Source organism: Methylobacterium sp. E-005 (genome assembly GCF_022829725.1).
GTDB lineage: Bacteria > Pseudomonadota > Alphaproteobacteria > Rhizobiales > Beijerinckiaceae > Methylobacterium.
This window is the reverse complement of the sequence record NZ_JAKSYG010000022.1, coordinates 1-12,653: the sequence shown is the minus strand read 5'-3', so window position 1 is coordinate 12,653 and position 12,653 is coordinate 1. Positions and strand designations below refer to the sequence as shown.

The 12,653-nt window shown below is 66.2% G+C and carries 20 protein-coding genes; 10 read left to right on the top strand and 10 right to left on the bottom strand.

The features are described 5' to 3' along the window. Positions 1-195 precede the first annotated feature (195 nt). Complete coding sequence (locus tag MKK88_RS01335; protein WP_243996790.1) at positions 196-795, top strand: DUF2059 domain-containing protein; 600 nt, start codon at positions 196-198, stop codon at positions 793-795. Positions 796-817: 22 nt separating this feature from the next. Here MKK88_RS01335 and MKK88_RS01330 read toward each other — a convergent pair whose 3' ends face one another. After that, positions 818-1,873 (bottom strand): double zinc ribbon domain-containing protein, encoded by a 1,056-nt coding sequence (locus MKK88_RS01330; protein ID WP_243996789.1) that lies wholly within the window; start codon positions 1,871-1,873, stop codon positions 818-820. 108 nt (positions 1,874-1,981) lie between these two features. Between MKK88_RS01330 and MKK88_RS01325 the strand changes: the two genes are divergently transcribed. From MKK88_RS01325 to MKK88_RS01315, 3 genes are all read left to right on the top strand, one after another. Then, the gene (locus MKK88_RS01325) at positions 1,982-2,308 is read left to right on the top strand and encodes an HU family DNA-binding protein (protein ID WP_243996788.1); all 327 of its coding nucleotides are present in this window, start codon (positions 1,982-1,984) and stop codon (positions 2,306-2,308) included. Positions 2,309-2,482: 174 nt separating this feature from the next. After that, positions 2,483-2,920, top strand: coding sequence for a MucR family transcriptional regulator (locus MKK88_RS01320; RefSeq protein ID WP_243996787.1), 438 nt, complete (start codon positions 2,483-2,485; stop codon positions 2,918-2,920). A gap of 295 nt (positions 2,921-3,215) precedes the next feature. Then, complete coding sequence (locus MKK88_RS01315) at positions 3,216-4,223, top strand: helix-turn-helix domain-containing protein (RefSeq protein WP_409566603.1); 1,008 nt, start codon at positions 3,216-3,218, stop codon at positions 4,221-4,223. Positions 4,224-4,468: 245 nt separating this feature from the next. Here the strand turns inward: MKK88_RS01315 and MKK88_RS01310 are convergent, their stop codons facing one another. Beyond that, complete coding sequence (locus MKK88_RS01310) at positions 4,469-4,903, bottom strand: winged helix-turn-helix transcriptional regulator (RefSeq protein ID WP_243996785.1); 435 nt, start codon at positions 4,901-4,903, stop codon at positions 4,469-4,471. Between the two features lie 102 nt (positions 4,904-5,005). On the opposite strand from MKK88_RS01310, the gene MKK88_RS01305 reads away from it, so the two are divergent. Further along, positions 5,006-5,767 carry an SDR family oxidoreductase gene (locus MKK88_RS01305; RefSeq protein WP_243996784.1) on the top strand — a complete coding sequence of 254 codons (762 nt, stop codon included), beginning with the start codon at positions 5,006-5,008 and terminating at the stop codon, positions 5,765-5,767. A 111-nt stretch (positions 5,768-5,878) separates the two neighbouring features. Here MKK88_RS01305 and MKK88_RS01300 read toward each other — a convergent pair whose 3' ends face one another. The 6 genes from MKK88_RS01300 to MKK88_RS01275 form a co-directional block, all read right to left on the bottom strand. Beyond that, positions 5,879-6,292: a hypothetical protein gene (locus MKK88_RS01300; protein WP_243996783.1), complete on the bottom strand. Its 414-nt coding sequence runs from the start codon at positions 6,290-6,292 to the stop codon at positions 5,879-5,881. 95 nt (positions 6,293-6,387) lie between these two features. Then, positions 6,388-7,212 carry a hypothetical protein gene (locus MKK88_RS01295; RefSeq protein ID WP_243996782.1) on the bottom strand — a complete coding sequence of 275 codons (825 nt, stop codon included), beginning with the start codon at positions 7,210-7,212 and terminating at the stop codon, positions 6,388-6,390. Positions 7,213-7,283: 71 nt separating this feature from the next. Next, complete coding sequence (locus tag MKK88_RS01290; protein WP_243996781.1) at positions 7,284-8,216, bottom strand: hypothetical protein; 933 nt, start codon at positions 8,214-8,216, stop codon at positions 7,284-7,286. Between the two features lie 56 nt (positions 8,217-8,272). Further along, positions 8,273-8,554: a hypothetical protein gene (locus MKK88_RS01285; RefSeq protein ID WP_243996780.1), complete on the bottom strand. Its 282-nt coding sequence runs from the start codon at positions 8,552-8,554 to the stop codon at positions 8,273-8,275. A gap of 80 nt (positions 8,555-8,634) precedes the next feature. Next, positions 8,635-9,081 (bottom strand): hypothetical protein, encoded by a 447-nt coding sequence (locus MKK88_RS01280; RefSeq protein ID WP_243996779.1) that lies wholly within the window; start codon positions 9,079-9,081, stop codon positions 8,635-8,637. A gap of 13 nt (positions 9,082-9,094) precedes the next feature. Then, positions 9,095-9,385 (bottom strand): hypothetical protein, encoded by a 291-nt coding sequence (locus tag MKK88_RS01275; RefSeq protein ID WP_243996778.1) that lies wholly within the window; start codon positions 9,383-9,385, stop codon positions 9,095-9,097. Between the two features lie 73 nt (positions 9,386-9,458). Here MKK88_RS01275 and MKK88_RS01270 point away from each other — a divergent pair, with 73 nt between their 5' ends. Genes MKK88_RS01270 through MKK88_RS33685 form a run of 3 tightly spaced genes read left to right on the top strand, consistent with a single transcriptional unit; the run spans position 9,459 to position 10,050 of the window. Continuing rightward, positions 9,459-9,707: a helix-turn-helix domain-containing protein gene (locus MKK88_RS01270; RefSeq protein ID WP_243996777.1), complete on the top strand. Its 249-nt coding sequence runs from the start codon at positions 9,459-9,461 to the stop codon at positions 9,705-9,707. Continuing rightward, positions 9,704-9,931 (top strand): amino acid transporter, encoded by a 228-nt coding sequence (locus MKK88_RS01265; RefSeq protein ID WP_243996776.1) that lies wholly within the window; start codon positions 9,704-9,706, stop codon positions 9,929-9,931. The genes MKK88_RS01270 and MKK88_RS01265 overlap by 4 nt, the downstream gene beginning before the upstream one ends. Continuing rightward, the gene (locus MKK88_RS33685; RefSeq protein WP_279602010.1) at positions 9,928-10,050 is read left to right on the top strand and encodes a hypothetical protein; all 123 of its coding nucleotides are present in this window, start codon (positions 9,928-9,930) and stop codon (positions 10,048-10,050) included. Before MKK88_RS01265 ends, MKK88_RS33685 begins: the two co-directional genes overlap by 4 nt. A gap of 163 nt (positions 10,051-10,213) precedes the next feature. Here the strand turns inward: MKK88_RS33685 and MKK88_RS01260 are convergent, their stop codons facing one another. Together MKK88_RS01260 and MKK88_RS01255 are read right to left on the bottom strand one after the other, a co-directional pair. Continuing rightward, on the bottom strand, positions 10,214-10,576 hold the full coding sequence (locus MKK88_RS01260) for a hypothetical protein (protein WP_243996775.1): 363 nt from the start codon (positions 10,574-10,576) through the stop codon (positions 10,214-10,216). After that, complete coding sequence (locus MKK88_RS01255) at positions 10,573-11,223, bottom strand: ParA family protein (protein WP_243996774.1); 651 nt, start codon at positions 11,221-11,223, stop codon at positions 10,573-10,575. The genes MKK88_RS01260 and MKK88_RS01255 overlap by 4 nt, the downstream gene beginning before the upstream one ends. Before the next feature lie 231 nt (positions 11,224-11,454). On the opposite strand from MKK88_RS01255, the gene MKK88_RS01250 reads away from it, so the two are divergent. Both MKK88_RS01250 and MKK88_RS01245 read left to right on the top strand, forming a co-directional pair. Further along, positions 11,455-12,420, top strand: coding sequence for a site-specific integrase (locus tag MKK88_RS01250; RefSeq protein ID WP_243996773.1), 966 nt, complete (start codon positions 11,455-11,457; stop codon positions 12,418-12,420). A gap of 22 nt (positions 12,421-12,442) precedes the next feature. Then, positions 12,443-12,653 (top strand): hypothetical protein (locus MKK88_RS01245; protein WP_243996772.1); only part of this gene is annotated, 211 nt, incomplete at its 3' end.

Genomic DNA, 12,653 nt, shown 5'->3' with positions numbered 1-12,653 from the left:
CCCAGGAATTTCAGCAGCCTCTTCCTTGCCGGGAAGGGGCTGTTGGCTTTTCAGGGTCTATCTCGCGGCGATGGTCTCCTGAATGGCGGCCGCGACTCGCTTAAGCGAGCCTAGCCGTGACCGCCCATGTCGGCTGGAGCACAAGGCTAAGTCAACTTTGGCACCCCAACGATCGACATCGATCGATCCCGCCGTATGCTGCTGAACGAGCGGCCTGCGACACACCCGGATCGCACCACCACGCAAGCGGACCATCACATGCGCCTCTCGACCGTTCTCGTTGGCCTGTGCCTCGGAGCTACGCTGCCTTGCGCCGTGTTCGCTCAATCGGCCCAAAAGCCCGTTCCTCCGACCACCCCGGATCCGGCTCTGGTGAAGGTCGCACGGGAGACGGTTGCGCAGATGCAGGGTGACCGCACCGCGACGCTCAACGCCATGGCCGGACCGATGGTCGGTATGATGCAGCAGATCGGTATCAAGGAGCCCGACAAGGCGCAGGTGTTGGTCCAGGAGGTCGTGCTGCCGACGCTGGCCGCGCACTACGATGAACTGCTCGACCTCCAAGCGCGGGGCTTCGCCACGGTCCTCGGCAAGGACGATCTACAGGCCATCGCCGCTTTCTACGCCACGCCAACCGGCAAGCACCTCGCGGCGGCGCAACCACAGCTCGCTCAGGTGCAGCTGATTGGCATGCAGCAGTGGATGCAGTCGGTTATGCCTGAGATGCAGGGCAAGATCGTCAAAGCGGTCCAAGCCCACGGCTGGGCGCCAGGCGGACAGGCAAAGCCGCATTGAGCGGCCGACATTGCCGACCTCGTCAGGCGACCGGCGCAGCCACCTCGCTCGCGCGGTTGCCACAGGCGTAACAGAACCGTTCGAAGGTGCTCTTGCGGTGATCGCAAGTCGGGCACCGCTCGTATACGCCAATCCCGCAATGCGGACAGAAGTTGGCCTCCGAGTTCGTGAGATCGATCGGCCGCTCGCAACCCGGGCATACCTTTTTGGCGAGGCGCAGCAGAGCTTGATCGGTCGCGATCTCGGTTCGCCGCTCCTCGTCGGGCCGTGCCTCGGCGGCGCGCTGCCGCTCTTGATAGCCTTGCAGAGCGTTGATTGCCGCCCGGCCCGCCACGAGTGTGACCACCACCCCGACGCCGTACTGAACGTAGCCGCCGTAGCTCGGCAGGTACGGCACCAGCTCGACGAAGAACGCGAAGGCTGCCGCCAGCGCGAAGCCCCACACGAACGGCCAGTTGCGCGTGTGTCGCCGCTTCAGCAACAGCCAGCCCGCGAGTGCGAGAAGCGGCAGGGTCAGGGCAAGGCGGTAGGCGAAGACGCGTAGTTCCTGCCCGCTCTCGGCCGCATCGAGCTTCTGCTGGGCCGCGGCGCGCTGCTCGCTATCGGTAGTCTCCAACTCGGTCTCCCGCTGAGCGAGGCCGAGATCCGCCTTGGCTAGACCTTCCTGCTGCTCCTCGACCGTTCGTTCGGCAGCCTTGAGCGCATCGAGTTGCTGCGTGCGAGCGACGAGACCGGGATCCTGATCGACGCGCTGTGTAGCATTGCGGGTCTTCAACCAGTTGGCGAAGGTCTCATGCGAGGCTTCAGAGGCGGAATGCGCTGCGTCCAGGGCGAGTTGTGTCCGCTCCGCTTGTTGCTGATTGTCGGCGCGCTCGTGACGAACCTGCTTCAGTGCAGCAGCGGTTGCGTCCGTCTGTCCGCGGTCGAGGAACTGATCGAGGGTGTAGCGATGCTCGACCTGAGGCAGGTCGCCGACGACAAGCGATCCGAGTCCGATCAGGAAGCCAGCGAAGGCGAGGGCGATGAGCCAAAGGACGAGGGTGAACGACCGCTCGGACAGCCGGGTAGTTGATCTCAACGAGCGACCCTCAACTGAACCGTGTGTAGATACCGAGGCATGCCCGAAAGGCTGCACAGCAGTCCAGATTGGATTGCGGAAGCCACTCCTCTACAGCATCGATGCTGCATGATCCGATCCGAGCTTGTGGCCCGCATCGCGGAGCAGAACTCGCACCTCTACGCCAAAGACGTCGAACGGGTGGTAGCCGCCATCCTTGATAGGATGGCCGGCGCCCTGGCTGACGGCGACCGCGTGGAGCTGCGCGACTTCGGTGGCTTTTCAACGCGGGGGGTCAAGGCTCGCACCGGCCGCAACCCGCGATCAGGCGCCCGTGTGGAGGTAGAGGCCAAAACGAGCATCAACTTCAGCCCGAGCAAGCTGATGCAGACTCAGCTCAATCAGGCGACGGCCGCGCCGGAGCAGGAGGCGGGGCGGGTCCTTGAAGCTCCTTAACTACGCCCCCACCAGGGGGATCCAACGTTGTTCAAAGCATACTGTGCTTCATTTGAGATTTATAATCCGCTCAAGTGTCAGGCAAAAGATTACAAAAATATGTCTAGAGACTTGCTTTCATGTCATAGTTGCGCCAATCGCTAAAGAACGTGGGCCACCAGAGGGATAACGGCTTTGAAGGACGGATTACAGGCGGTGGATTTCAGCGCCATCAACCTGAGTTGTGAGATCGTAGCCGCCTATGTGTCGAACAATCCCGTCCCGGCCGCAGAACTGCCAGCCCTGATCGCGCGGGTGCACGGCGCCATCGCGGGCCTCGTCTTGGGCACCCTGACGTCGGAGACCGGCGCAACTGCATCGGCCGAGATCGACCGGCCGAGCCCGGCTCAGATCCGCAAATCGGTCCGCCCCGACGGGATCGTCAGCTTCATCGACGGCAAGACCTACAAGACGCTCAAGCGCCACCTGACCAGCCACGGGCTGGATCCACGGGCCTACCGCGACCGCTACGGACTGCCGGCCGACTACCCGATGGTCGCCCCGGCCTACGCCGAGCAGCGCTCCGCCTTGGCGAAGGCGATCGGCCTCGGCCGACCTGGGGCGATGGCTTAGCACGAAAGCCGCAGGACAGCCTGATCGGCCGATGCTGCGGTCCCTACAAGGACGGACTGCCGACATCAGAAGCTCATTGGCTCGGCCACATCTCCAATCAGCCTGCGGAAGTTGGATGCTGGTTCAACTCTGCGCATCGTGTACATCCGGGCGCTCTTAGGCGCCCGAACAGATGCGCAATATAGTTTGATGACGTCATGGCACTTGCGGACGGGGCGAGGGTCCAGCGCAGTGACCCCGCCTAGGAAACATTGTATACATAGGACACGACAGCCACTAGAAATTATACTACGTAATGATTGCAACCCTAAATTTTAATTCGTTGCTCGTAAATGAGAGGCGCGGTTTTGAAGCATATCATGGCCTCTTTAGTTCAAGCGTCGATGTCGATCTGATAGGTGAAAATTTCAAAGCCGTAGTTCATGTGCTACGCACCCCCCGAATGATCATGTACGAACGCCATGTCAGTGACGTTCAACACAGCCGTGATATTACACGAGTACGGCGGGATAATTTCGATCATTTCGCTCTACATCTGCTTCTGTCGGGTGAATTCTTGACAGGCCCGATCGGATCGGAGCAGCACCTGAACCCAGGTGAGATCATGATCGTCGACACATCTCGCCCGCACAGATCTCGCATGAAGAATGCTCACGTCATCTCCGTGCAGCTCGCTCGGGAGCATGTGCGTTCCGTGCTGCGCGATGTGGATCATCTTCACGGGACGGTGCTCCCAGCGAGGGCAGCGGGCCTATTGTCGGATTTCATGTCGTCGGTCATGCGGCGCGTCGAGACCCTGCCTGCCCCCGGCACCGGCCACGCGGGAAGGGCCATAACTGAACTCCTCGGCCTCGCCGTTGCTGGGCTCCCAATCACATCGGGAGCACTCTCACACGAGGCAGGAGAGCCCATACGGCGCAGGCGTGCCGAAGCGTTCATCGCCGAGCATCTGACGGATGCCCGCCTCGACGCCAGGGCTATCGCCATTGGCATCGGGGTATCGCGGTCGACGCTCTACAGCCTGTTCAGCGAGGATGGTGGGATCGCCCGATATATCCAACGACGGCGGCTGGATGCCGTTCGCAAAGTGCTGCTCCGTCCGGATGAGGATCGGTCGCTGGCGGCCCTGGCGTACACCTACGGGTTCTCGAACGAGAGTCATTTCAGCCGTCTCTTCGCTGGCGCTTTCGGGGTCCCGCCGGGACGGTTTCGAGCCGACGTTCGACGGATGCGCCTGACCGGGTTCGGTAGCGGTAAGCCGTCCGATCCACACGTCACCCGTTGGCCAGCCGAACTGTACTGAGAAATGCCGTCCGAGAGACACTGCTTAGGCAATAGGCCTTGCAGGATCACCCGCATTTCGGCGGCGGGTTGAAGGACGCCCGGCAGAAGCACAGCGATGGCCTTGTGGCAGTCGAGCCCATGGCGGGAGAGCTGCAGCAGCTCGTCGCCGCCTGCATCCGACCCTTTACAGATATTCGGAAGATCCGCTTGCAGGCGCCCTAATGCAGACTAGGGGGCTGCGGCCAGCCTATGGGTAAGACCGTGTCACGCCTGAACGGGGCGTTGGCACTCTCGCGACGCGAAAGACTCGCGCGCCCGCTTGATCTCGGCATGGTGCGTCTCCGCCCAGATCCACACACCGCAGAAGGCGGCACCCAGGCTCTCGCCGAGCGGCGTGAGCGCGTAGTCCACGTGGGGCGGGATCACCGGGTGCACCGTCCGACGCACCAAGCCGTCCTGTTCCATCTGGCGAACTGTCTGGGTCAGCATCTTCTGGCTGATGCGGCCGACCGCCTTGCCGAGTTGGGTGAAACGCAGCGTGCCGCGCTCGTGGAGGGCTTCGAGGATCAGCATGGTCCACTTGTCGGCCACCTTGCCGATGATGTCCTGGACCAACGCCTCGATGACCGGGTCGGTCTCTGTCGGGACGGGTTCCTTCCGACGCGCCTCGATCTGTGGATCGGCCTCTGCCCGACGCATGCGACACTCTCCGTTTGGTGCATATAAATCTTTTTGGTGCCTACTTCGGTTCAAAGAGCATGAGCCATAACCTCATGGGCGACAACAACGAAGGTCGCTCACATGAAGACGTCCAAGAACACCATCCTCATCACCGGCGGCGGCTCCGGCATCGGCCAGGCCCTCGCCCGACGCTTCCACGACCTTGGCAACACCGTCATCGTCGCCGGCAGGCGGACGGAGGCGCTGCAAAGGACCGTTGCCGGACGTCCGAACATGCATGCCATGACGTTCGATGCCGATAGCGCTGAGGGCGTGGCCGACTTCGCACGACGCGTGACGGCCGAGCACCCGGCCCTCAACGTGGTCATCAACAACGCCGGGATCATGCGCATCGAGGCGCTGGACCAGCCTCGCAACCTCTCGGACGCGGAGGCAACGGTCATCACCAACCTGCTCGGCCCCATCCGGTTGACCGACGCTCTGATCGACCATCTCGGCCGGCAGCCCGATGCTGCCTTGGTGAACGTCACCTCCGGTCTAGCCTTTGTGCCTCTCGTGTCGGCCCCGACCTACTCGGCGACTAAGGCCGCCCTGCACAGCTACACGGTCGCGCTGCGCGAGGCGCTCAAGGGCAAGGTCGAGGTCATCGAGTTGGTGCCACCGGCAGTGCAGACCGACCTCACCCCAGGTCAGGCGACACGCCAGGGATACCTGCCACTGGCCGACTTCATCGACGAGGTCATGTCGCTTTTCCAAGAGCAGCCCACCCCGCGTGAGATCCTGGTGCAGCGGGTCGGCTTCCAGCGTCAAGCCGAGGCGGAACACCGCTTCGACGAAGCGGTGACGACCCTCAACGAGATGGCCCGCAAGGCGCAGCAGTAAGGACGAAGGGCGCGGTCGACGGATCCAGGCTCCACCGTTTGTCCCGGCGAAGCGAAGTCTTCTTTCGGCCGCCCCAGCAAGGACTGTTTCTCACCCCAAGCGAACCCAGCATCAGGCGCGCTCCCGGTCCAGCAAGTCGAGGAGCGCCACGCCGGCCGCCGCGATGACGTTGCCCCGGCCGCGCCACGGGAGGATGTCGGCCTCGGGCAGCGGCTCGGCCGCCACCTCGGGCAATGCGATCTCGGGCGCCTCGGCCTCGCGGTCGGCATCGTTCCCGCGAAGCCATGTGACCTGACTGCCGGTGGCGTTCTCGGGAGCCGCCAGAAACGGTTCTGCGCCCCCGCCGTCCTCGTGGTCCGGGTCGCCGTCCATGCCGTCCAGCACGGCGATGATGCGGTCTGCCGCGTCCAACGCGATCTGTGCTGCCTCCTCCAGGCTGGCGCGCAGCGCGGGCCCGGTCAGAGGCGCGGGGAGCACGATCGCGGCCGGCTTCGGATGCGGGGTGAAGTTGAGCACGTCGCCCATGGTGTCAGGTCTCGGGTCTCGATGAAGGGGGAGGCCCGGCTGGATCCGGCCGGGGCGGCACGCACGGCGACAGGAGGGGGCGGGAGTTGCCGCTGTCAGCGGCTCTCGGGCTCGGCCGGCTCGGTGGCGGGCGCCTGTTGATCCAGCACTGCGGACGATGCCGCCACCATGTACCGAGTGTGCGCCAAGCTCAGCAGCTTGCCCCAGCCCTCGAACGTCTCCTGTGCGGCGTTGAGCGCCTGGAACATGATCTTGGGCGTGTCGGCGTCGCGCTCGCCACCCTTGCGGATGAAGTCGACCAGTTCGGGCTTGCTCATGCGCAACGTGCGATCGGCGATGTGCATGCCGATGGCGTGGTGGTGGAATTGCTCCATCCAGCCGTTGGGGTCGCGGGTCGGCTCGTCAAAAGTGTAGGCTGCGAAGTCGAGGGCCGCCATTTCCTCCAAAGTGGCGGCAGGGCCGTCGTCGGTGGTCTCGATGTCGCCGGGCAGATTGGCGACCTCGCGCAGGACCACGCGCGTCAGCCGCTTGTCGACCGTCAGCGCGGCTTCATCCTCGCCCCCAGGTCCGATGGCGTGCGCCATGATGTCGTGAAGCACGAGGCGCGCCTTCGCCTGCACGTCCGCCATGCCTCGGGAGGGCTCGTTGATCGCCCGCAGAAGCACGGCGTTGTAGTCGTCCAGCGCAACGTCGAGCTGCTCGTCGCCCCAGTCATTGGCCCGGCTCAACGATGGGATGGCGTTCCAGTCAATCACGGCCTGATCGCACGCCTGGGCGAGGGGTGCGCGCTGAGCGGGAGCCGCTTCGGGGGTGGCCGGCTTGAACGCGGCCGTGCGGCTCGCCGTGGCGGCGGCGCGCTCCTTGAGGACCTGACGGGACGGGCCTCGACGGAACAGTTTGGACAGCTTGAGAGGGGCCATGGTCAGCCTCCAGGGATCACAGGATGACAGGAGGCGCGGCGCGGCGGGGCGAGCGCCGCGCGGCGGCGGCGTCAGGCGAGTTCGGCTTGCGCTTGAGCGATGGCCCATGCCGGCAGTGAGCCGGGGGCGGCGTACAGAGCGGCGTCGCGCTCCTCATGGTCGGGCTCGTCGCCGAAGCCGACAAAACCGCTGGGGAGCGGTGTGCCGGTGAAGGCCAAGACGGCGCGTGTCAGGCTGATGGCGGCCGTGATGGTCGGGTCGTCGCTGGTGTAGTCGGCTTCGGTGAGCACCGCGGCGGCGAGGGCGGCGAGGCTCAGCCCGTCAATAGTGGCCGGGGGCGGGAGAGCGAGAACTTCCCGCGCCGTAGTCCAAAGGCGCGCGCCGACGAGCGATGCGGCTCGCTCCTCAACGGGGCCTGCATCGACTTTCCAGCCGATCGGACGCCGCAACCTGTCTTCTTCGTAGGCGGTCAGCAGGCGGTCGCGGTACTCGGTGCGCTCGAAGGGGGCGGCGGCCATTGGCGCGGCCGGCAGGCTTCGGCTTGGCGTCAGTGCTGTCACCTCGCGCAGGAGCGTAAGCGTCGCACGGTCGCCCGCGAACTTGCTCCGGCCGAGATGCTGGCCGCTGTCAGCGATCAGGAGCCGAGCCTTAGCCGAGAGGTCATCGAGGCTCGCGGCCGGCTCATTGGCGGCACGCCACACCACGTCTTCGGCCTTGTCCAATTCGGCCTCTAGCCGCTCATCCGGCCAATGATCGTCTGGGGAGGCGGTGTCGTTGATCCAGGCCAGATGCGCCACGGCGGCATCACAGGCGCGGGCGAGATCGGACGGGCCGGGAGCGGGCGCTACGGTAGCGGCGAGCACTGGCAGGGGTACAGCGGCGGCAACGGTGCCAGCGACGATAGTCCGGCGGCTCAAGCTGCCGCGCAGTTCGGTTGCGCGGTCGCGTAGGCTGGCGTTGGGATCTCGACGGATCAGCTTCTGTAGGGACGTGCGCAGCGACATCGCGGGATCCTCGGAAGAGGGACGCGGGCGGCCGGCCCGCTCGGGTACGGGCTGGGTCAGAGCAGGGAGGCGAGGCCGGTCAGCACCATGCCGCCGCCGATGATGGCGACGGCGGCCAGCAGCTCGGCGCCGACGTCGAGGAAGCGCAGGGCGCGGCTGTGTGCGGTGTCGGGGCGGACCGGGGCGACGGCCTCCCACGGCTCGATGCCGCCGGGCACGGGCTCGTTCGGCAGGTTCAGGTAGCGCCCATCGGCCGAGAGGCGGCGCCGGCCGGTGCGCGGGCTATCGCTGCGGTCTGGGACGGGCTGACTGAAATTTGGGATGCGGGCATAGGACATCGTTCGCGCTCCTGGTGGGGCTCGTGGCGGTGGGTCGGCGGTGAGGGGGCCGCTCCCCCGTTTCGGGGAGCGGGGTCAGATCAGGCGGCGGGCGGCGCCATGCCTGAAGTCAGGGCCCAGGCGGGGTGATCGCCGTCAGGGCCGTAGAGGTCGGGGAACAACACCCACAGGCGCTGCTCGATGCGGGTCAGCAGGTCGCTGCCGGTGTCCATCGCGTCGCCGCGCAGGGCGTCGTCGTGGAAGCGGTCGGCGTCCCCATGCATGTCGCCGGAGACGTACTCGGCCAGCACCATGCCGAGCACCGCGGCGCCGATCTCGGCCTGTGTGGCGGGCGACAGCTTGTGCCACGCCTCGGTCAGCGAGAACGGGAGCGGCAGGCGGGACCAGAGCGCGGCGTGATCTGGCAGGCGGGCGGTGTCATCGCCGCGGAAAGCGTTCCGGACGGGAACGGTATGGGCGACCGCGGGGGCAGTCGTGGCAGCGAGAAGGCCGGCGGCGAGGACGCGGCGGTTGATGCGGGCGGACATCGGTGGCGGCTCCTCAGTGAGCGGCGGCGCGGTGGGCGGCCTTGGCGACCTGCCAGGTGGCCTTGAGGGCGGAGGACATCGCTTCGGCGCGGGAGACGCCGCAGCGCTCCATGATCCCGGCGGCAGCCTTGCAGGCGGCGGCCATGATGGCCGCGCGGTCGTAGCGGCCGGCGACAACGAGGGGACGCGTGCGGGCGCCGATCTCGATCAGGACGCGGGCGCCCATCAGGCCGGCGGGGATCTTGGGCTTGCTGTCGTGCAGCGAGCGGGAGATGCGGTTCCAAGAGACGGTGCGGTGGGGCATCGGTGTGCGCCTTGCGTTTCGCCTGATTTCAGTTGTATAGTCTGAAACCAAATCGCGAAGCAAGCTCTAAAACATGAATTCGGACGAAAAGTCGCTTTCTGCTGCACAGTGCCGGGCGGCGAGAGCCTTGCTGGATTGGACGCGCGAGGACTTGGCACGCGAGAGCAAGGTATCGCGGGCAGCCATCGCTGATTTCGAGACAAGCAAGCGTGCAGTCCGCGAGCGAACGACGGACGATATTCGCGCGGCCCTCGAAGCGGCCGGCGTCGAGTTCATCCCGCAGAACGGCGGTGGGGCAGGCGTGCGGATGCGGCAGCCATGAACAAAGCCGCCCGCAACGAGCGGATCAAGATCACGGCAACGTGGTTCAACGGGGCCGCGGTGGCCGGGCTGGCAGTCGGGTGCTTCGCGCCGATCGTGGCCTACGTCACGTCCAGCACGCACGTCCCGCTCGGGGACCTCAACCTGCTGGTGGCCGGTTGGCTGTTTCTGAGCGTCAGCCTACATTTCGCGGCACGGATGGTTCTGCGGAGGATTGAGGAATGACCAGCGGGTTCATCTCTGCCGCCGTCGTCGCCCCGCTGATGCTCGCGTCGGCCGCCGTGGTCGTGTTCGTGCTCACCGGCCTATTCGACCGCCAGGACAAGGCGGATCGCAAGCCGTAGCCCTGCCCGAGTTGCCGGCCGGGCGGCCATATCATCACGGCTCGCCCGGCCTCGCGCACACCCCGACCGCTCCGCGGCAGGTAGCGCCGATCTCGCGCTTTCTTAGTGGTTTTTCAACACCACAAAAACACCAATCGCACACGGCTTCAGTGATAGATGCGCTCTATTGCCAGCCACGTGCCGACGGCTTGCCGATGACATGATCGATACCCTCAAGGATGAGGGAGTGGATCGATCGCCCCCGGTCCTCGGCGATGCGAGCAAGCGCGGCGTGCCGGGCGTCATCGAGGTAGACGGTCTGTCGAGCTGCCACCGGCCGGCGTCCCTTGGGCCTGCCGACGGCCTTCGCGGGTTCCGCGCCCTCGGCCGGCTGCGGATCCTGGGTGGGCGCCGTGGCCTGCGGAGGCAGGGGAATCGGCTCAGACTCCGGGGGCAGCGGCTCGGCCTCGTCTTGCTCGACTTCGCGGGCGGCCGCCGCTGCGGCCTTCATCGCGAGCGTCTGCGAGACGTTCGGGCGGCGGCTCATTGGGTCTCTCCCAGACGGACCATGACGGCATCGGCGAGCGCGGCGAACTCGGCCGCGGATGGCGTGTCGGGCGGGACCGCTTCACCTGTGGCGAGGCTGTCGGCCACGATGGCGCGATAGGAGATGGCCGGCGCCACCGGCTCGGTGAGAGCGGCCAGGGTCGCCACCACGTCGCGCCCTGCCCCGGTCCGGCGGTCGATGCGGCTCGGGACGATCAGGATATCCGGCCGGTCCCGCTTGGCGGCCTTCCGGTGCCGGCGGATCGTGCCGACGGTCTCGGCCGCGCCGCGCACGTCCAGCACGGTCGAGCCGGCTGGAACCAGCACGAGGTCGGAAACCGCGATCGTAGCGCCGAAGGCGGCGCCCATCGCGCCAGGCGCGTCGATCAGCACGAAGTCGGTGCCCTGCCCGCGCACGGCCTTCACCCATGCGGACACCGCGGCGTCGGCGTCTTCCTCCAGCAGATGCGGGGCGACCTTGAACGGCAACTGCCCGTCCTCGGCGATCGAGGCGGCGTGCGCGGCCGGATCCGCGTCGAGCACGGCGACGGTGCGCCCGCGGCGGTGCAGCTCGGCGGCGAGGTTGAGGGCCGTGGTCGTCTTGCCGACGCCGCCCTTGGACTGTGCAAGGCCGATGATCCGCACCATGTCGGCGCCACGCTCCCGCTGAAATGGTGGGACGAAACCACCGGACCGGCGCCATTCTCACCCTGCGGTCACGCCAGGGGTTTGGGATCTGCGCCGATCCTGGCGGGAACCCTGCCCCTCGCGGCCCGTCACGCTTTCGTGGTGTGATAAAAGCGGGATCGTGGAATGACGCTCGCACGACCATAGCGCGTGTGATAGTGTCTGAGAAGGACAGTTATCGGACACGATGCGATGTCGGGCCTGAAATCACGCGAGCCGGAGGGGAGCGCCGGCCTGCCGGTCGCTGCCGGGCTGTCGGATCAGGCGAAGGCGTTCCAGCGCGCAGGCAAGGCGCCGAGCACGAAGCGGGCCTATGCCAGCGACTTCGCGCAGTTCTCGGCCTGGTGCCGCCAGTTCGGTTTTCAGGCCCTGCCGGCGACGCCGCTCGCCGTGCTGGAGTTCTTGAGCCATGAGGCCACACGCGGCGCCAAGGCGTCGACCATCGCCCGGCGGCTCGCCGCGATCCGGTATGCCCACAAGCTCGCCGGCTTCGCGGACCCGACGGACGACGAGGGCCTACGCGAGGGCATGCGCGGGATCCGGCGCCACGTCGGCACCCGGCCGACACAGAAGGCCGCCGCGACCGCCGACATCCTGGCGGCGCTGCTGATGCGCACGCCCGACACCCTGGCCGGCAAGCGCGATCGCGCGCTGCTGGCGCTGGGCTTCGCGGGCGCGTTCCGCCGGTCCGAGCTCGTCGCCCTGAACGTCGAGGATCTGAGCGAGGACCCAGACGGCCTGCGGGTGCTCGTGCGTCGGTCGAAGGTCGATCAGGAAGGGCAGGGGTTTGAGAAGGCCATCCCGCACGGCCGGCTCATCCGGCCCGTCGCCCTGGTGCGGGAATGGCTCGACGCGGCCGGCATCACGTCCGGCCCGGTGTTCCGCCCGGTCAACAAGGCCGGCAGGGTCGAGCCCGGCGCGCTGGGGCCTAAGACGGTTGAGCGGGTCGTGAAGCACTACTGCACGGCTGCGGGGCTCGATGCATCGACCTTCGGGGCGCACAGCCTGCGGGCCGGCTACATCACGACGGCCGCGGAGCGCGGGGCCGATCTCGCGCGGATCATGGACCAGTCGGGCCACCGGGATCCGCGGACGGTCGTCGGCTACATCCGCCGTGCCAACGCCTTCAAGGGGCACAGCGGGAGCGGGTTTCTTTGAGCGACTTAGCGGAGAAGCGTTGATGGCAAGTGACCAAGAAAATCTTCTCGCTATGGAAGATTGGAGATATTATGCGATAGACAATTTCGGCACCGGCCTTGGAATGATCGCGACCGAAGAGCGATTAAGCAAGAATGTAATTGGATTTGGCCTTCCGTCGGCACCTGCATTATATTTGAATATGGCTTTTAGTGCCCATCGACAACGCATTGCTACAAATATTGAAAATTTAT